Annotated in this window: 18 protein-coding genes; 6 read left to right on the forward strand and 12 right to left on the reverse strand. The window is 68.2% G+C overall.

All coding sequences use genetic code 11. The annotated features are described in order from the left end of the window. The first annotated feature begins 42 nt into the window (after positions 1-42). Complete coding sequence (locus tag FHS79_RS03495) at positions 43-732, forward strand: SDR family NAD(P)-dependent oxidoreductase (protein ID WP_184195449.1); 690 nt, start codon at positions 43-45, stop codon at positions 730-732. Here FHS79_RS03495 and FHS79_RS03500 read toward each other — a convergent pair. Continuing rightward, complete coding sequence (locus FHS79_RS03500) at positions 729-2,117, reverse strand: cryptochrome/photolyase family protein (protein WP_184195452.1); 1,389 nt, start codon at positions 2,115-2,117, stop codon at positions 729-731. The two genes, FHS79_RS03495 and FHS79_RS03500, sit on opposite strands and share 4 nt — an antisense overlap. Positions 2,118-2,173: 56 nt before the next feature. Here FHS79_RS03500 and FHS79_RS03505 point away from each other — a divergent pair, with 56 nt between their 5' ends. Further along, the gene (locus FHS79_RS03505; RefSeq protein ID WP_184195455.1) at positions 2,174-3,040 is read left to right on the forward strand and encodes a D-amino-acid transaminase; all 867 of its coding nucleotides are present in this window, start codon (positions 2,174-2,176) and stop codon (positions 3,038-3,040) included. Positions 3,041-3,047: 7 nt separating this feature from the next. Here the strand turns inward: FHS79_RS03505 and FHS79_RS03510 are convergent, their stop codons facing one another. The 6 genes from FHS79_RS03510 to FHS79_RS03535 all read right to left on the reverse strand — a co-directional run bounded on the left by FHS79_RS03510 (position 3,048) and on the right by FHS79_RS03535 (position 8,678). Beyond that, entirely contained in the window at positions 3,048-3,557 is a 510-nt protein-coding gene (locus FHS79_RS03510) for a periplasmic heavy metal sensor (RefSeq protein ID WP_184195458.1), read from the reverse strand. Next, a complete protein-coding gene (locus FHS79_RS03515) occupies positions 3,554-4,015 on the reverse strand; it encodes a hypothetical protein (RefSeq protein WP_184195460.1) in 462 nt (153 codons plus the stop codon). The genes FHS79_RS03510 and FHS79_RS03515 overlap by 4 nt, the downstream gene beginning before the upstream one ends. Further along, on the reverse strand, positions 4,012-4,563 hold the full coding sequence (locus FHS79_RS03520) for a sigma-70 family RNA polymerase sigma factor (RefSeq protein ID WP_184195463.1): 552 nt from the start codon (positions 4,561-4,563) through the stop codon (positions 4,012-4,014). Before FHS79_RS03520 ends, FHS79_RS03515 begins: the two co-directional genes overlap by 4 nt. A gap of 57 nt (positions 4,564-4,620) precedes the next feature. Beyond that, positions 4,621-5,544, reverse strand: coding sequence for a histone deacetylase family protein (locus tag FHS79_RS03525; RefSeq protein ID WP_424022257.1), 924 nt, complete (start codon positions 5,542-5,544; stop codon positions 4,621-4,623). Continuing rightward, positions 5,541-8,117: an aminopeptidase N gene (pepN, locus tag FHS79_RS03530; RefSeq protein WP_184195631.1), complete on the reverse strand. Its 2,577-nt coding sequence runs from the start codon at positions 8,115-8,117 to the stop codon at positions 5,541-5,543. The genes FHS79_RS03525 and pepN overlap by 4 nt, the downstream gene beginning before the upstream one ends. A gap of 282 nt (positions 8,118-8,399) precedes the next feature. Further along, a complete protein-coding gene (locus FHS79_RS03535; RefSeq protein ID WP_207792203.1) occupies positions 8,400-8,678 on the reverse strand; it encodes a hypothetical protein in 279 nt (92 codons plus the stop codon). A gap of 248 nt (positions 8,679-8,926) precedes the next feature. Here FHS79_RS03535 and FHS79_RS03540 point away from each other — a divergent pair, with 248 nt between their 5' ends. The 4 genes from FHS79_RS03540 (at position 8,927) to FHS79_RS03550 (ending at position 12,820) form a co-directional block, all read left to right on the forward strand. Next, positions 8,927-9,475 carry a PRC-barrel domain-containing protein gene (locus FHS79_RS03540; RefSeq protein ID WP_184195466.1) on the forward strand — a complete coding sequence of 183 codons (549 nt, stop codon included), beginning with the start codon at positions 8,927-8,929 and terminating at the stop codon, positions 9,473-9,475. An 80-nt stretch (positions 9,476-9,555) separates the two neighbouring features. After that, on the forward strand, positions 9,556-9,690 hold the full coding sequence (locus FHS79_RS19105; protein ID WP_274603679.1) for a hypothetical protein: 135 nt from the start codon (positions 9,556-9,558) through the stop codon (positions 9,688-9,690). A 38-nt stretch (positions 9,691-9,728) separates the two neighbouring features. After that, positions 9,729-10,544, forward strand: coding sequence for a Rossmann-fold NAD(P)-binding domain-containing protein (locus FHS79_RS03545; protein WP_184195637.1), 816 nt, complete (start codon positions 9,729-9,731; stop codon positions 10,542-10,544). Beyond that, positions 10,541-12,820 carry a xanthine dehydrogenase family protein molybdopterin-binding subunit gene (locus FHS79_RS03550; RefSeq protein ID WP_184195469.1) on the forward strand — a complete coding sequence of 760 codons (2,280 nt, stop codon included), beginning with the start codon at positions 10,541-10,543 and terminating at the stop codon, positions 12,818-12,820. Before FHS79_RS03545 ends, FHS79_RS03550 begins: the two co-directional genes overlap by 4 nt. Before the next feature lie 62 nt (positions 12,821-12,882). On the opposite strand, the gene FHS79_RS03555 is transcribed toward FHS79_RS03550, so the two are convergent. The 5 genes from FHS79_RS03555 to FHS79_RS03575 form a co-directional block, all read right to left on the reverse strand. Further along, positions 12,883-13,296 carry a hypothetical protein gene (locus tag FHS79_RS03555; RefSeq protein WP_184195472.1) on the reverse strand — a complete coding sequence of 138 codons (414 nt, stop codon included), beginning with the start codon at positions 13,294-13,296 and terminating at the stop codon, positions 12,883-12,885. Positions 13,297-13,392: 96 nt separating this feature from the next. Next, the gene (locus FHS79_RS03560) at positions 13,393-13,986 is read right to left on the reverse strand and encodes a GNAT family N-acetyltransferase (protein ID WP_184195475.1); all 594 of its coding nucleotides are present in this window, start codon (positions 13,984-13,986) and stop codon (positions 13,393-13,395) included. Then, complete coding sequence (locus FHS79_RS03565) at positions 13,983-15,131, reverse strand: acyl-CoA dehydrogenase family protein (protein WP_184195478.1); 1,149 nt, start codon at positions 15,129-15,131, stop codon at positions 13,983-13,985. Before FHS79_RS03565 ends, FHS79_RS03560 begins: the two co-directional genes overlap by 4 nt. After that, on the reverse strand, positions 15,128-16,294 hold the full coding sequence (locus FHS79_RS03570; RefSeq protein ID WP_184195481.1) for an acyl-CoA dehydrogenase family protein: 1,167 nt from the start codon (positions 16,292-16,294) through the stop codon (positions 15,128-15,130). The genes FHS79_RS03565 and FHS79_RS03570 overlap by 4 nt, the downstream gene beginning before the upstream one ends. Beyond that, on the reverse strand, positions 16,291-17,130 hold the full coding sequence (locus tag FHS79_RS03575; RefSeq protein WP_243452639.1) for an enoyl-CoA hydratase/isomerase family protein: 840 nt from the start codon (positions 17,128-17,130) through the stop codon (positions 16,291-16,293). The genes FHS79_RS03570 and FHS79_RS03575 overlap by 4 nt, the downstream gene beginning before the upstream one ends. Position 17,131 lies beyond the last annotated feature (1 nt).

A 17,131-nucleotide genomic window follows, 5' to 3' on the forward strand; every position in this document is an offset into this window, starting at 1 on the left:
GCGCCGTCTCGTGCCTGTCGCCGCATCGCCTATAAGGCTGCGATGCTCAGCAGCTTTCCCAATCCCGTCCATGCCGTCATCATCGGTGCCGGCGGCGGCATCGGTGCAGCGCTTGCGGCACGGCTCGAAGCCGATCCGGCCGTTGCGCTCGTCACGCGCTTCACCCGCGAGGCGCTCGACCTGACCGATCCGGCGAGCATTGCCGCGGCTACCGCCGGACTTGCGAGCCCGCCCGATCTCGTCATCTGCGCCACCGGGCTGTTGCAGGGCCAGGGCATTTCGCCCGAGCGGGCGCTGAAGGACCTTGACGCCAAGGCCCTTGTCCACAGCTTCGCCGTCAACGCCATCGGCCCGGCGCTTGTCGCACAGGCGTTTCTGCCGATGATGCCGCGCACCGGAAAGACCGTGTTCGCGGCCCTCAGCGCGCGTGTCGGCTCGATCTCGGACAATCGGCTCGGCGGCTGGCACAGCTACCGTGCCGCCAAGGCCGCACTCAACCAGCTCATCCGAACCATCGCCATCGAGCACGCGCGGCGCTGGCCCGAGGCCGTGGTGTGCGCGCTGCATCCCGGCACGGTGGACACCGGGCTTTCGAAGCCCTTTCAGCGCAGTGCCACGATGCTGATCACGCCGGACGAATCGGCGGCGCACCTGCTGGGCGTGATCGATGGGCTGGCGCCGCCGCAAAGCGGTCGGCTGTTCGACTGGCAGGGGAAGGAAGTGGCGCCCTAGCGGGCCGCAGCATAGGCTTCGAGCGCCCGTGCCCGCGCGGCCTCATGCCTTATGATCGGCGGTGGATAGCCTTTCACCCCGCCGCTCTCCCAGGGCGCGTGGATGCGGCTCTCGGAGACATGGCGAAGCTCGGGCACCCATTCCCGGATATAGGCTGCCGCGTCGAACTTGGCGCTCTGCCCCACCGGCGCGAAGACGCGGTTGAAGGGGGATGAGTCGACGCCCGAGCCCATCACCCATTGCCAGCCGAGCGAATTGGAGGCGAGATCGGCATCGACGAGGCAATCCCAGAACCAGCGTTCGCCGTGGCGCCAGTCGATGAGCAGGTGCTTGCAGAGGAACGACGCCGTGATCATCCGCACGCGGTTGTGCATCCAGCCGATCGCCCAGAGCTGGCGCATGCCGGCATCGACGATGGGGTAGCCGGTGCGGCCCTGTTGCCAGGCGCGCAGGCCCTCGGGATCATCGAGGAATGCCAGTTTGGAGAAGACCTCGCGGCCGGGTACTTCGCCATGGTCGGGGAAGAGATCGAGGATGTTGGCGGCGAAATCGCGCCAGCCGAGCTCGCGCAGATAGGGTTCGGCGGACACGGGCACGGCATCGGCGATGGCGTGCCAGATGGTTGCCACCGAGATGTCGCCCATCGCCAGATGCGGCGAAAGGCGCGATGTGCCTTCGACCGAGGGCATGTTGCGCGCTTCGTCATAGGCGGCGGCGCGGCCGGCGAAATCTTCGAGCCGTGCGGCGGCGCCTGCTTCGCCGGGCTGCCAGACCGTGAAGCCGCCCGACCAATCGGGGTTGGTGGGGAGCAGCTTCAGATCTTCCAGCCGGTCAGAGGTCACATCGGCGACAAAGTCCATTTTTGCGGGCGCCGGCGCGGGGCGGGCGGGGGGCATCTGCTCGCGCATCCGCCGCCACCAGGGGGTGAAGATGCGGTAGCGGCCGCCGGTGCCGGTGCGCACGCTCTCGGGGCGCACCAGCAGCACGCCTTCATGGATTTCGAGCTTCACCCTGGCGGCGACGGCCTCCTCATCGTCGCGCGCCCAGGGCTCGATATGGCCGAGGCAGTGCACCGCCTCCGCGCCGACGTCTGCGGCGATGGCCGGCACGATCTCGGTGCTGCGCCCGCGCCGCAGCACGAGGCGGCCGCCGCGCTTGCGCAGGTCGGCATCGAGGCTGGCGAGGGCATGGTGGAGCCACCAGCGCTGTGCCGCTCCCATCGCCCAGCCCTGCCGCCAGGGCTCGGGCGCACTCGCCACTGCCGGGCGATGATCGTCGAGCACGAACAGCGCCACCACCGGTCCGGCGGCGGCGGCGGCGCGCACGGCGGCCTGATCGGCGAGGCGCAAGTCGTTGCGGAACCAAATAATCCGGGGTGCTGGCATCCCTGCTGACTAGCCGCTACACGCGGCCGAGTCTGCCCCCCAGGAAGAGCGTCCCGATGCCGCAACTCGCCTATGTCGATGGCCAGTATCTGCCGATGGCCGAGGCCATGGTGCCGGTGGAGGACCGGGGGCTGCAGTTTGCCGATTCGATTTATGAAGTGGCTGCCATCTTCGATGGCCGGCTGCTCGACTGGCCCGAGCATCTGGTGCGGATGCGGCGCAATTGTGCGGCACTTTTCATTTCGCTGCCGCAGTCCGACGCGGTGCTGTCGCACATCGCCCGCCGGTTGATCGCGATGGCGCGGGTGCGCGATGCGATCATCTACATCCAGGTGACCCGCGGGACCGCGCGGCGCGACCATGTGTTCGCGCCCGGCCTGCGCCCGCGGCTGATCATGACGGTGCGGCGCTTCGACTTTCGGCAGCGCATTCCGCAGCAGGCGAAGGGGGTGGGGGTGACGACGGTTCCCGACCAGCGCTGGGGGCGGGTCGATATCAAGAGCACCGGGCTGCTCGCCAATGTGCTCGCCAAGCAGGATGCGCGCGCCGCCGGCAGCTTCGAGGCCTGGTTCACCGGGCCCGATGGCACGGTGCGCGAGGGAGGCAGCACCAACGCCTATATCGTGCGCGGCGGGACGCTGATCACGCATCCGCTGTCGGCGCATATCCTGCCGGGGATCGCGCGGCAGTCGCTGCTCTCCCTCGCACGCGGCGCGCAGATTCCGGTGGAGGAGCGGGCGTTTCATCTGGACGAGGCGCTTGGGGCCGACGAGGCGCTTCTCACCAGCACCACGGCACCCATTTTGCCGGTGGTGCGGATCGACGGGTTGGCGGTGGGCAGTGGCAGGCCGGGGCCGATCACGGCGCGGCTTGTCGAGCTGGTGCATGCCGAAATCGCCCGCCAGACGGGCTGGCGGGCGTAGGTTCGGATCAGTTCTGCTGCGGCGGCGCCATGCGGTTGCCGCGGCGCTCGGCCCGATTGCCCCAGCGCTCGCGCATCTTGTCCATGCGCGAGGCCATGCGCTCGCGGCTGGCGCGGGCGCCGGCGACAAAAGCCTTGCGGTCTTCGGTCGAGAGCTTGGTGAGGCCGGCGAGCATTGCGGCCTGGCGGCGATCATGGCTGGCCATGGCGATGTTGCGCTCATCGTCCATCGCGCGCTTGAGCGCGGCGGTATCAAGGCGATCGGCCTCTACGACGGCCATCATCCGGTCACGCGCTGCCTTGACGGCCTCGCGGTTGGCGCGGCGATCCTCGGCGTTGGCGCGCATGGCTTCGCGCATGACGGTGCGGCCGGCTTCGCTCATGCCGGCATAGGGCCCATTGCCGCCGCGACCCATCATCGGGGCTTCGGGGGGCGCTGGGGGGGCGGGCTGGGCCAGCACCGGACTGGCGAGCAGCAGCAGGCCCAGGCCCGCGGCGCGGAACATGGAAACACTCATATCAATTCTTCCTCATCAGCGGTCGGGGTGAAAATCAGCGCAAAGCCGTCGAGCGGCTCGGTGCTGTCGCTGGCCGACCCCAGCGGTAATTCGGGTGAAACATTCGTCGCCGTGCGGGGCTGCGGTTCGGGCGGCATGCCGGGGACGCCGAGCACAAGCACGGTCGCGAAGGCCGCGGCGACCGCACCACCCCCGGCCCAGCGCAGGAACGGCCGGCGGGAGGCAGCGACAGGGACCGTGCGGGCCGGCAGCAGGGCTTGCGCCTCGAACTGCCGCAGCGGCACATCGCCCGCCCAATCGCCGAGCATCGCATCGAGCTCGCGGGCCTCGGCCATCGCAGTGGCGACATCGGCATCCTGTGCGGCAAGAGCCAGCAGCGCTGTCCGCTCGGCAGCGGGCCAGCGCGCGGGATCGGCGCCATAGGCTCCGACGATCTCGAGGGCGCGCTCGCGTGTCACTGTGTTTCTTCCTCCTGCGCCATGATCAGCGCCTTGATTTCCATACGGGCGCGGCCGAGCAATCCCTCGATTGCCTTGGGCGTCGCCTCGAGTGCCGCTGCAATTTCGGCCACGCTCAGGCCTTCGCCGTGGAACATGGCGAGGGCTGCGCGCTGGCGGGGTGCCAGCTGCGCCATGGCGGCCATCAGCCGGCGCTTCTGGTCGTTGTCGATCGCCTCGGCCTCGGGGCTGGCGGCCTGGCTCGGCAGCTCGGTGGCTTCCTCGATCGCCACCATCGGCCGGCGCGCGCGGTGGCGATCGAGACAGAGGTTGACGATCATCCGCCGATACCAGCTCGACACCGAGCCGCGGCCGGCATCGAAGCGATCGGCCATCGTCCAGAGCCGCGACAAGGCTGTCTGCACCACATCCTCGGCGGCGGCACGATCGTGCAGGGTGCGGTCGGCGAGGCGCAGCCCGGGGCCTTCGAGCGCGCGGACGAGCATGGTGAACGCCGCCTGATCACCGCCCTGCACGCGCAGCATCAGCGCCGAAAGCGTATCGGGCACGGCTGGGGGAGGCACAGGCTGCACGGTCATCACCATGACTTTACGCGCCCGGGGTGACTATCCCCCGCTGGCGGCGCCGTTCCAGGCGGCCCAGCCGGCGCGCAGGGCCAGCGCATGGCGCGCGGCGATGGCCTCTATATCGGCGCCATAGCCGCCACCCAGCGTGACGGCCATCGGCACGCCGGCGGCGCGGGCGCGCCCGGCCACCAGCGCATCGCGCGCCGCGAGGCCGGCGTCGGTGAGCGACAGCCGGCCCAGCCGGTCCTCGGTATGGACGTCCACTCCGGCCTGGTAGAGGATGATGTCGGGCCGGTGTGCTTCGAGCAATGCATCGAGTTCGGGGCCAAGAACCGCCAGATAGGCCTCGTCGCCGGTGCCATCGGGGAGCGGCACATCGCGGTGCGAGCGGGCCTTGCGCACCGGGAAGTTGCGGTCCGCGTGCATCGAGAAGGTCATGACATCCGCCCGCCCCGCGAAGATCACCGCAGTGCCATCGCCCTGGTGAACATCGAGATCGACGATCAGAACGCGCCTGACCCGCCCCTCGTCCAGCAGCGCCTGGGTAGCGATGGCGAGATCGTTGGTGACGCAATAGCCCGCCCCCGTATCGGGGAGTGCATGATGGCTTCCGCCTGCACCATTGGCGCACCAGCCGTGCTCCAGGGCATGAAGTGCTGCGGCATGGGTGCCGCCCGCCACCAGCTGCGTTCGCATCGCGACGGCCGGGGTGACGGGGAAGCCGATGCGCCGCTCGATCGGCGGCGGCACCCTCGCCTCCAGCACGGCAGCGACATAATCGGGGCAGTGCACCGCTTCCAGCCATTTGCGCGGTGCCGGCTCGGGGGCAAGCAGCCGCGCGTCGGTGCCGAGCCGGCGCGGCAGGGCGGTGTACTTGTCCATGGGGAAGCCATGGCCGTCGGGCAGCCGCACGGCATAGCCGGGCGCGTGGAAGAGCGGCAATGGGGGCAGCGCGGGCGTCACGCCAGTGCGCGCGACGCCATTTCCAGCACATCCTTGCTCACCCCGGCGGTGCCGACGATGCGCTCGAGCTCGGCGCGCATCAGCGCCTGGCGTGCGGGATCGAAGCGCTTCCAGCGGCCGAGCGGCACGGCAAGGCGGGCGGCGGACTGCGGGTTGATCTTGTCGACCGCCAGCAACTGCCCGGCGAGCAGGCGGTAGCCGGCGCCCGATGCGGCGTGGAAGTGCCGCTGGTTGGCCGCAAACGCGCCGACAAGGGCGCGCAGCCGGTTGGGGTTGGCGGGGTTGAAGTCCGGATGGCCGAGCAGTGCTTCCACCCGGTCGAGCGTGTCGCTGCGGCTGGCGAGCGCCTGGGCGGTGAACCACTTGTCGATCACGTCATTGTTGCCGGCGAAGCGCGCATGGAAATCGGCGAGGGCCGTATCGCGCTCGGGGGTGCTGGTGTTGATGAGCGCCGTCAGCGCGCCCAATCGGTCGGTCATGGTGACGGCATCGGCATATTGCGTGGCGGCGGCGGCCACCGCGTCCGCCGAGCCTGCGGTGACGAGATACGCGAGTGCCACATTGGCCAGCCGCCGGGCGCCCTTCGCCTCGGGGGTGAGCGCGGTGCCGCTCCCCGAATGGCGCCGGTAGGCGGCCCACCACCGGTCTTCGAACACGGTGGCGATAGCGGTGCGCGCCGCTTCCCGGCGGCGGTGGATGGCCTCGACATCGACCATCTTCGCCTGGTCGCCGATGAACGCCTCGGTCGGCAGCAGCACGGCCTCGGCGACGAACGCCGCATCGAGCGACCCCGCCTCGCCTGCGGCGAGCGTGGCGCCGACGGCGGCGACCAGCTCGGCCGGATCATCGTCGGTGGCGAGCACATCGAGGGCGAGGCGCTGCATCGCCTCCCAGCGCGCGAAGGGATCGTCATCGGCGGCGGCGAGGAACGCCAGATCGGCGCGACTGGCCTGGGCGTCCACCACAACGGGGGCGGAAAAGCCACGGTTGAGCGACAGCAGCACCGGCTCGTCGAGGCCTTCGAAGGTGATGCGCGTCTCCGGGCCGGTCAGCTCGACAAGCCGCTCGGCGCCGATGCGCTTGCCGCTGGTGCGGCCGATGACGGCGAGGCGAAAGGGAATGTGCATCAGCGGCTTGACCGACTGGCCGGGCGTGGCCGCCAGCCGCTGGCTCAGCGCCACGGTGAGGATGCGGCCGGCGCGTGCGGCATGCACTTCGATGCGCGGCGTGCCGGCCTGCTCGTACCAGCGGCGGAACTGGCCGAGATCGCGCTTGCTCGCGGATTCCATCGCTGCGAGCCAATCCTCGCAGGTGACGGCCTGGCCATCATGGCGGTCGAAATAAAGGTCCGCACCGCGCCGGTAGCCATCGGCCCCGAGCAGCGTGTGGAGCATGCGGATGACCTCGGCGCCTTTGTTGTAGATGGTCGCGGTGTAGAAATTGGCGATCTCGGCATAGTGATCGGGGCGGATCGGGTGCGCAAGCGGCCCGGCATCCTCCGGAAACTGCACGGCGCGCAGCCCGCGCACATCGTCGATGCGGCGCACTGCCGCCGAGCCCTGGTCGGCGGAGAACTGCTGGTCCCGAAACACCGTCAGCCCCTCCTTGAGGCTGAGCTGGAACCAGTCCCGGCAGGTGACGCGGTTGCCGGTCCAGTTGTGGAAATACTCGTGCGCCACCACCGCCGCCACGGCGTCGAAATCGGCGTCGGTCGCGGTCTCGGCATCGGCGAGCACATATTTGGAGTTGAAGATGTTGAGGCCCTTGTTCTCCATGGCGCCGGCGTTGAAATCCGCGACGGCGACGATGTTGAACTCGCCCAGATCATATTCGCGGCCATAGGCCTGCTCGTCCCACGCCATGCTTGCCTTCAGCGCTGCCATGGCATGGGCGGAGCGCGGCAGATCGGCCTCGGCTGTCCAGATCGCCAGCCTGACCTTGCGGCCCGACATGGTGGTGAAACTGTCCTCCCGCGCCACAAGATCGCCGGCGACCAGCGCGAACAGATAGCAGGGCTTGGGCCATGGGTCGGTCCAGGTGATGGCGTGGCGGCCGTCGCCCAGATCTTCGAGCACGCCGGGATCGCCGTTGGAGAGCAGCACCGGGTAACGCGCCTTGTCCGCCGCCAGCCGCACGGTATAGCTTGAGAGCACATCGGGGCGATCGGGAAACCAGGTGATGGCACGGAAGCCCTCGGCTTCGCATTGGGTGACGAGCCGGCCTTCGCTGGCATAAAGGCCCATCAGCCGGGAGTTGGCTGCCGGCTGGATGCGCACCTCGCTCGTCACGGTGGCGCGGTCCCCGGCGATGGCAAGGGTGAGCGTGTCCCCCTGCGGGGTTGCATTGACGCGCGCGCCATCGATCTCGACCCAGCTCGTCTCGAGACGGCTGCCGTCGAGCACCAGGGGGCGATCGTGAAGACCATTGCGGACCACGGAAAGGGTCGCGCGAACGACGGTGACCGGGCCATCGAGGTCGAAGTCGAGCGCCACGTTCGGCACCAGCCAATCGGGCGGCCGATAATCCTTCAGTCTCACGATATCGAGGGGCGTCGCTGCCCGCGCATCAAGCATTTGCATGCCGGCCATATTGCCGTGCCCCGGCGCCGATGTCCCGCGCAAAAAGACCGCAGCGATATGAAGTCGGGCTGTAACGAAGTCCGGCGACAGCCCGGGGGGGAGGGCTGTCGCCGGTGTCGTCGCCGCCGACGGGAGGGGGAGTGCCATCGGCTCTGGTGGTATTACGGCCATCTCCCCGAAAAGTTTCGGGGTGGAGATCGTCAAACAATGAAAAAGGGGCACGGCAAGCCGCACCCCTTCTCATTCCGTGCCGGCGATCGCCAGCCGGAGATAAAACTACTTGGTTTCTTCGATCGCGTCGGCCTGGATCTCGCCCTTTTCTTCGACAAGATCAGCCTCGGCGCGCATCGTGTCGGCGGCTGCCTCGTTCTGCGCTTCACCAACGGCGGTGCCAGTTGCCTGGTTGTCCATCGCATCGGCCTGCGCTTCCATCGAATCGGCCTGCATTTCGGCATTGTCGCGCACGGCGTCTGCCTGTGCATCTTCGGCCTTCTTCTCGCAGGCTGTGAGGCCGAGCGCCAGAACGCCGGCAGTCAGGATCATAGAAATTCGCATGTCAAACTCTCCACCCACCTTATAGCCACCCAGGTGGATCCGACCGCGCGGGGGCGGCACGGCCGGATCCTGGAAGGCGCCTCTCGAGGTCGAGTGGCGTCCAGCCCGATCAACCGGCCATGTCTCGATGAGTTCCCATCGGTTCTGAAAATAATTCGTCAGACACGATCGATTTTGCGCGTCCGGGAACCAATTGCCCGCCCATGTGTAGGCTTTGCACAGACAAAACAGAGATATGGGAGACTTTCATGACCAGTCACAATCCGCTTATCGCGTCCGATCGCGTCGAGGGTACGAAGGTCATCAATGCGGAACAGGCCGAGATCGGGAACATCCATTCGCTGATGATCGACAAGCAGAGCGGCCGTGTTGCCTTTGCGATCATGTCGTTCGGCGGAATTCTCGGCATCGGGCAAAAATACTATCCGATTCCCTGGGAGTTGCTCGATTATGAGCCATCGATGGGCGGTTATCGGGTCGACATCGACGAAGCTACGCTCGAGGCAGCGCCCGCCTACTCCCCGGAAGATGTCGAAGCGCTGGCCATGACCGAAGGCACCGCCTCGATCGACCAGCATTACGCCGCTTCGATCGAAAAGCGCACGCTTGCCGATTATCGCGGTCCGAAGATCGAGGGTGACCCTTCATCGGTCGGAATTTCGACGCGGCCGGCGCAGACGGGACTCAAGTCCCCCGAAACGACGCGTGCCGAGATGCAGATCGATCAGAGCCGCGGCGTGGGCGTGGGCGAGACGCCCCTCGATATCGATCCCATCGAGCGGGACCGGGCGCGTTGATGATTGGCGCGCCCGAGGACAACCCCGGGTCCGGCCCCAACGCCGGGCCGGGGCCTGACGCAGACAGGACGGCTCCGCCCGTGAAGCGGCAACGGCCGGATGATGCGGCGGAAGCGCAGCCGCACAATGCCGATGTTGTCGAGCGGTCGCGGAAAACCGAGCCACCGGCGCCGATCGAGATTGCCGAAGAGACGAAGGACCGAATTCTTCCCTGATCGGCTCGCCAAGCGATTGCATGGTGCCTATGCTGGGGATCATGCGATTGCTTGTCTTCGGCCCCGGCTACACCGCCGCCCGCTTCTTGGCGGGCCTGCCTGGTTCCGCTGGTGTCGAGGTGACGCTGGTCCGCTCGCGTGCCGTGGAGGGCGCGCTGACGCTGGACAGCGCTGAACTGCCGGCGGCAATTGCTGGCGCTACGCACATCCTGAGCTCGGTGCCGCCGGCCAGCGAGGACGGTGCCGATCCGGTGCTGGCCGCGCATGGCGCCGCCCTTGCCGCAGCACCCGCAGGCTGGATCGGCTATCTCAGCAGCACCGGTGTCTATGGCGATGCCGATGGCGCCTGGGTCGATGAGACGGCGCCGGTGAACGGTCGCCGCGCCGGGCGGCTGGCGGCTGACCAGGCCTGGGCGGCGTTGCACCCGGCAGCACGCGTGTTCCGGCTTCCCGGCATTTATGGGCCCGGCCGGTCGGCGCTCGATCGGCTTCGGCAGGGTTCGGTGGCGCGGATCGACAAGCCCGGCCATGTGTTCAGCCGCATCCATGTCGATGATATCGTGGCGGCAATGGTGGCCAGCCTGACGCGCGGGGCGCCCGGGATCTACAATGTTTCCGATGATTTGCCCGCCCCGGGCGAGGTGGTGACGGCGCATGCGGCACGGCTGCTCGGGCTGCCGGTGCCGCCGCTGCAGAGCCTTGAAAGCGCCAGCATGAGCCCGATGGGGCGCGCCTTTTATGCGGAATGTCGCAGGGTCGCGAATGGCAAGATGACGCGCGAACTGGGGCTCGAATTGCGCTATCCAACCTATGTCGAAGGCCTTGCGGCCTGTCTGTCGGAGATGCAGCCATGAAGTTCGGAGCCGGCCAGTCGGTCAAGCGGGTCGAAGATGCGCGTCTGCTCAAGGGGGAGGGCCGCTACACCGATGATATCCAGCGGCCCGGCCAACTCTATGGCATCACGCTGCGATCGCCCTATGGCCATGCCGAGATCAGGGGCATCGACACCGCGGCAGCGCTGGCGGTGCCGGGCGTTGTGGCGGTCTATACGCATGACGATATTGCCGCTTATGGGCCGATCCCGTGCCTGGTGCCGCTTTCCGGCCCCAAGGTGACGCCGCGCACGCTGCTGGTGAAGGACCGGGTGCGCTTCGTGGGCGATTCGGTGGCATTCGTGGTCGCGGAAAGCCGTGAGGCCGCGCGCGCCGGCACCGAGGCGATCGAGGTCGATTATGCCGATCTGCCCGTGGCGGCCTCGATCGAGGCGGCGCTGGCGCCCGACGCGCCGCTGGTCTGGCCCGAGTGCGGCAGCAACACCTTGTTCGACTGGCAGGCCGGCGATGCCGGGGCCGCGAAGGCGGCGCTGGAGGGATCGGCGCATGTGACGCGGCTGCGGATCATCCAGAACCGGGTGGCCCCGACTTCGATGGAAAATCGCGCAGCGCTGGGCGAATTCGATGCCGAGACCGGCGCGCTGACGCTGACGACGGGCAGCCAGGGCGTGGTGATGATGCGCGGGATCATCGCCACCATTCTCGGGATCGACGCCGGGGGGCTGCGGATCATGACGCATGATGTGGGCGGTGGCTTCGGGATGAAGTCCTTCGTCTATAACGAATATCCGCTGGTGCTGCACGCGGCGCGGGCGCTGGGCCGCCCGGTGAAGTGGACCGGCGAGCGCGGCGATGCCTTTCAGACCGACACCCATGGCCGCGCCATGGCGAGCGAGGCGGCGCTCGGCTTCGACGCCGAGGGGCGGATCACGGCGCTGGCGGTGGAAACCTGGTCCGACCTCGGCGCCTATCAGGCGCAATATGGCCCGGCGATCCAGACGATGGCCGGCGGCACGATCATGGGCGGGGTGTATCGCATCCCGGCCATCCACAACCTTGTGCATGGCGTGGTGACCAACACCGCCCCCGTCGATGCCTATCGTGGGGCGGGGCGGCCCGAGAGTGCCTATGTGATGGAGCGGCTGGTCGAGGCGGCGGCGCGCGAGCTGGGGCTGGGGGTCGATGAGATTCGCCGCCGCAACCTGCTGACGCCGGCCGAGCTGCCGCATGCCAACGGGCTGGGGTTGACGTTCGACATCGGCAATTTCCCGGCAGTGCTGGAAAAGGCCCTCGAGCAGGCCGACTGGACGGGTTTTGCGGCGCGCAAGGCCGAAGCCGCGGCGCGCGGGCAGCGCTATGGCCGTGGCATGGCCTATTATGTCGAGATCGCCGGCGGTGGCGGGTCGGACGAATTTGCCGATGTGCGGGTGGGCGCCAATGGCATGGTCGAGGTGGCGGTGGGCACGCAATCGAACGGCCAGGGGCATGAGACCGCCTATGCGCAGGTGACCGCCGAGCGGCTGGGCATCCCGATGGAGCAGATCCGCATCGTGCAGGGCGATACCGTGAGGCTCGACCAGGGCAATGGCACCGGCGGCTCGCGCTCGATGGCACTCGGCGGTGGCGCCTGCCTGCTGGCGGCCGATGCGCTGGTGGCGCGCGGGATCGAGCTGGCAAAGGCCGATCTGGGCGCGGATGACGTGAGCTATGCCGATGGCGTGTTCAAGGCCGGGGGAAGCAACCTCAGCCTCAGCCTCACCGAGCTGGCGGCGCGGCATCCCGGCGGGCTCGACGGCCGGTCGAAATACACCACCGGCAAGCCTGCCCCGACCTTTCCCAATGGCTGCCATATCGCCGAGATCGAGCTCGATCCCGAGACCGGGCGAGTAAAGGTGGCGCGCTACAGCCTTGTCGATGATTTCGGCAACCTCGTGAACCCGATGCTCGTGCAGGGGCAGATCCATGGCGGGGTGGCGCAGGGCCTCGGCCAGGTGCTGCTCGAGGATGTCGTCTATTCCGATGACGGCCAGCTGATTACCGGCAGCTTCATGGATTATGGCGTGCCGCGTGCCGACGACATGCCGGCGGCGATCGTGTTCGATACCCTCGGCACCCCCAGCCCGACCAATCCGCTCGGGGTGAAGGGTTGCGGCGAGGCCGGCACCATCGGCGCCATGCCGTCGATCATGAACGCGATCGTCAATGCGCTCGATGGCACCCAGATCGAGATGCCCGCCACGCCCGAAAAGCTGTGGCGGGCTGCACGCGCGCTGCAGCTTGCGGTAGCGGCCGAATAGTTCGGGGTCGGCGTCTCCCGTCCCCGGAGAGGTCGGGATACGGGAGACGCCGCCAATCCGGATCAGATGATGGCGAGCACGAACACCGCCCAGGCGAGCATCAGCACCGGCACAGTGAGGATCTGCGCCAGTGCTGCATGGCTGGTGAGGTAGCCGCTCGCCGTGTCCATGCCCCAGGCGCCCTTGCGCTCGAAGGCATCGGCGCCGAGCCCGCCGCTCACCCGCGCCATCACCCATGGCAGGCCGTAAAAGCCCGCGAGCACGATGCCGAACACCGCGAACACCAGCGCCAGCCCCTGCGCATCACCGACAAATGCCAGCCCCATCACCGCGAGATAGCCGGCCGAAAGTGCCACGAGCGTGGTGAGCACGCGCGTCGGCATGTCGAAGCGCAGCGGCGGCGGGGACTGGCTTTGCACCACTGGCGCTTCCACGCGCGGAATGACGGCGCCGTGTTCCTGAAAATCGAGCCGCATCTGCTCTCTCCCCTGTTTCGTCCTTCAACCGGGGAGAAGAATATGAAGACCGCGATGCCGCCGCTTTGATCGGCGTCAAATCCTGCGCAAAAAATTTCAGTCGGGTTGCGCGGCGTCGGGCGGGCGCAGCATCGACCAGAAGTGCGGGCCACCGCCGGGCACGTCCCATTCTGCCACGGTCCGGAACCCGAGGTTCTGGTAAAGGCCGACATTGGCGGGCGTGGCGGTTTCCAGAAACGCCGGCAGCGGCCGGGCCTGCGCGATGCCGTGGCGGATGGCGCGGCCGCCCCAACCACGGCCCTGCTCGGCGGGTGCCACGCCAGCATAATGGAGATAGGCGAAGCGAAGGTTCCTGGGGTGGTGCGCTTCGATGGCCTGGCTCACCTTGAGGCCGCGCAGGATATGGGGACCAAGCGCGCGCACGAAGCCGGGGAGGTTCTGCAGTGTTTCTCCGATCGTGGCGGCCGCGTGCCCCGCGTGGCGCCAGAGCGTCACGACTTCATGCTCCGGACTGCAAAGTGCGCTGCCCTTGCGCAGATCGGCAGCGACGATGGCGGTGAAGAGCAAGGGCAGGCGGGCCCGGCGCTCGGCAGCATCGGGAATGATCCAGCCGAGCGCGGGGTCATCCTGAAAGGCTGCCGCGAGCGTGGCGACCATCGCCACGGCTTCAGATGAGGGTTTGATCGTCAAAGCGTGGTCGCATCGGTGGGCAGGCCGAGGCCGACGCGGCCGGTCAGCTCCCAGGTGGGGGGTGCCACCATGATGTGCTGGGTGCAGACATGCGCATCGCGGAAGCGGCGCTGCAGCGGGTGCTTGCTGTAGACGGCGGTGCCCCCCGCCATGTCATAGGCGGCGCGCACCACATCGGCGGCGGTGCGGGTGAGATGGGTGGCGGCCTGGCGAAGCTTTGCGCGCGCCTCGACACCGATGGGGTTGCCGGTGAGCGCCTCGGCCCAGCCGCGCTCGATGCTCGCATGCGCCAGTGCGCGCGCGGCTTCGAGCCGGGCATCGATCTGCGAAAACTCCGCCTGCACCGTGCCGCGCTCGGCGAGGGTGCGGCTGGAGCCTTGCGCCTTTTTGGCGGTGGCGAGCGATTTCAGATCGTCGAGCGCAGCGCGGGCATTGCCGGCCGCGACTGCGGCAATGCCGAGCGCCAGCAGCCCGAACGGCGGGAAGGCATGGAGCGGGGCGGAACTGCGCGGGGTGTCGGTGAGGAAGGAGACGCTTCGGCTGGCGGGGATGCGCACATCCTGCACCGCCATGTCCCCCGAGCCGGTGCCGCGCAGGCCCGAGGCGTCCCAGGTGTCGATCAGCTCGACATCCTCGCGCCGGAAGAACATCATCCGATGGTCGGGCCCGCCGTTCGGCAGCGTGCGGAGCGTTCCATCGTCGAAGATCATGGCGCCGCCGAGCAGCCATTGGCAGTTGGCCGAGCCCGAGGCCCAGGCCCAGCGGCCCGAGACGACGAAATCATCCCCATCCGCCTGCGCCTTGCCGAGCGGCGCGAAAACGCCGCCTGAAATCCCGGCGGGATCGGAAAACATTTCGGCGGCATGCTCGGCGGGCAGCCACGCGGCGGCAAGGGCTGTCGTGCTGGCGATCATCGTGCACCAGCCGGTGGCGGCATCGGCGGCACCGATCGTCTCCAGCACGTCGAAGAAGGTGCGCGCGGTCGTTTCGCCGCCGCCGAACGCCGCCGGCACGGTCATCCGGAACAGCCCGGCCAGTGCAAGCTGGTTCGCGAGATCGGCAGGCAGGCGACGCGCGGCCTCGGTCTCGGCGGCGCGCGCGGCGATGGTGGGGGTTAGATCGCGGGCGTTGTCGAGCAGCGTCATAGCTTCATCAGGCTCGCGAGATTGTTGCGCTGCATGTCCGACGAGCCGCCGACGATCGGCATACCGAGCAGATCCCGCACATGGCGCTCGACCTCGAAAGCGTCCGACAGGCCATAGGCGCCGAGCACCTGCTGGCAGGTTAGCGCAATCTCGACGCCGGAATCGGCAACGAACAGCTTCGCCATGCTTGTCTCGGTCGAACACGGGCGCCCTTCCTGCGCCAGCCAGGCGGCATGGTAGAGCATGTGGCGCCCCGCCTGCAGTTTGGTGCGGGCCGTTACGAGCTTGTGGCGGACCGACTGGTGCTGGCTGATCGGCTTGCCGAACTGCACGCGGTTCTGGGCATAGTCCCAGGCCTCGTCGAGGGCGGCGCGGGCGATGCCGAGCGCCACTGCGGTGATTTCCAGCTTCTCGACATCGAGCGCACGGCCGGCGAGCAGCTTCCAGCCCTTGTTCCAGTTGGCCTCGCCGCCGACGATCGCGGATTTGGGAAGACGAACATCGTCGAAATACACGTCCATCGAGGCGGTGTAGCGCAGGTTGGCATGGTGGATGGCTTGCATCGACACGCCGGGTGCATCGGTGGGGATGAGGACGAAGCTCAGATTCCTGTAGCGGTCCCCCGGCTCGCCGCTGCGCACCAGCGTGTAGATCTGATGGCACCAGTCGGCCCCCGTGCACCAGCGCTTGGCGCCGGTGATGACGATCTCGTCCCCTTCCATCCGCGCCCGCGTTCCCACACTCGCGAGATCGCCGCCGACATCGGGCTCCGAAAGCCCATAGGCGAAGAAGAGCTCGCCGCGCGCCAGCTTGGGCAGGAACTCCGCCTTCTGCTCGGGCGAGCCATTTTCCGAAAGGTTCATGCCGCCGTAGAAGGCCGTGTGGATGAACGGCCCGGCGAGGCACGGCCCGGCGCGCGCCAGTTCCTCGATCACGGCGATGGCAGCGATGATGTCCTGCCCGGCCCCACCATATTCCTCCGGCACGGTGAGGGCGGTGAGCCCAAGCGTGTTGAGTTCGGCATAGACATCGCGCGGCCAGCGGCTGTCCCGGTCCCATTGCTGGCGGGCTTCGCGCGGCGCGTGCTGGGCGATGAAGCGCTCGATGGTGGCGCGCAGCGCCTGCACATGCTCGGGCTCGTCGGTGAAGGTCTGGAAGCTCATTCGCCGCTCAATTTTGCGGGGCGCCGCTCGCGCATGGCGGCAACCGCCTCGGCGCGGTCGGCGGTGAGGTTGGACATCATCTCATAGGCGATGCTGGCGTCCATCATCTGCGCCACCGCGGCCTTCAAAGGCTGGTTGGTGATCGTCTTGGTCCAGCGCACCGCCCAGCGCGGATTGGCCTGCAGCTTGCCCACGATCTCGGCCACCTTGGCATCGAGCTGGTCGGTGGGGACGGCGTGGTTGATGAGGCCGATGCGCGCCGCTTCGGGAGCTTTCAGCAGATCGCCGGTGAGCAGATACTCCTTGGCACGGGCATAGCCGATGAGCTGCGGCCAGATCACCGCCCCGCCATCGCCCGCCACCAGCCCGACCTTGACATGCGGATCGCCGATCACGGCATTCTCGTCGGCGATGATGATGTCGCACAGCAGGGCGATGGTGGCGCCGAGCCCGGCGGCAGCGCCGTTCAAGCGGCAGATGACCGGCTTTTCGATATCGAGCAGCGAAGTGACGATCCGCTTGGCATCCCAGCCGATATCGCGGAACTTGCGCGGGTCGGCGATCTGCTCGGCGAACCAGTCGAAATCGCCGCCGGCGCAGAAGGCGCGGCCATGGCCGGTGAGGATGATGATGTCCGACTCCGGATCGTGCTGGAGATCGGTGAACACCCGTGCCAGCTCGTCGTGGAGCAGCGCATCGACGCCATTGACCGGGCCGGGGGCGGCGATTGTCGCGGTGAGCACCCTGCCCTCGCGGCTGAAGCGGAAGCGCTCGTAGCTGTCGAATGCCATGCTCTCTCCCCGCGCAGGCCCGGCTGCATTGTCCGGGGCTTGCATC

Source organism: Polymorphobacter multimanifer (assembly GCF_014205635.1).
In the GTDB taxonomy this organism is placed as follows: domain Bacteria; phylum Pseudomonadota; class Alphaproteobacteria; order Sphingomonadales; family Sphingomonadaceae; genus Sandarakinorhabdus; species Sandarakinorhabdus multimanifer.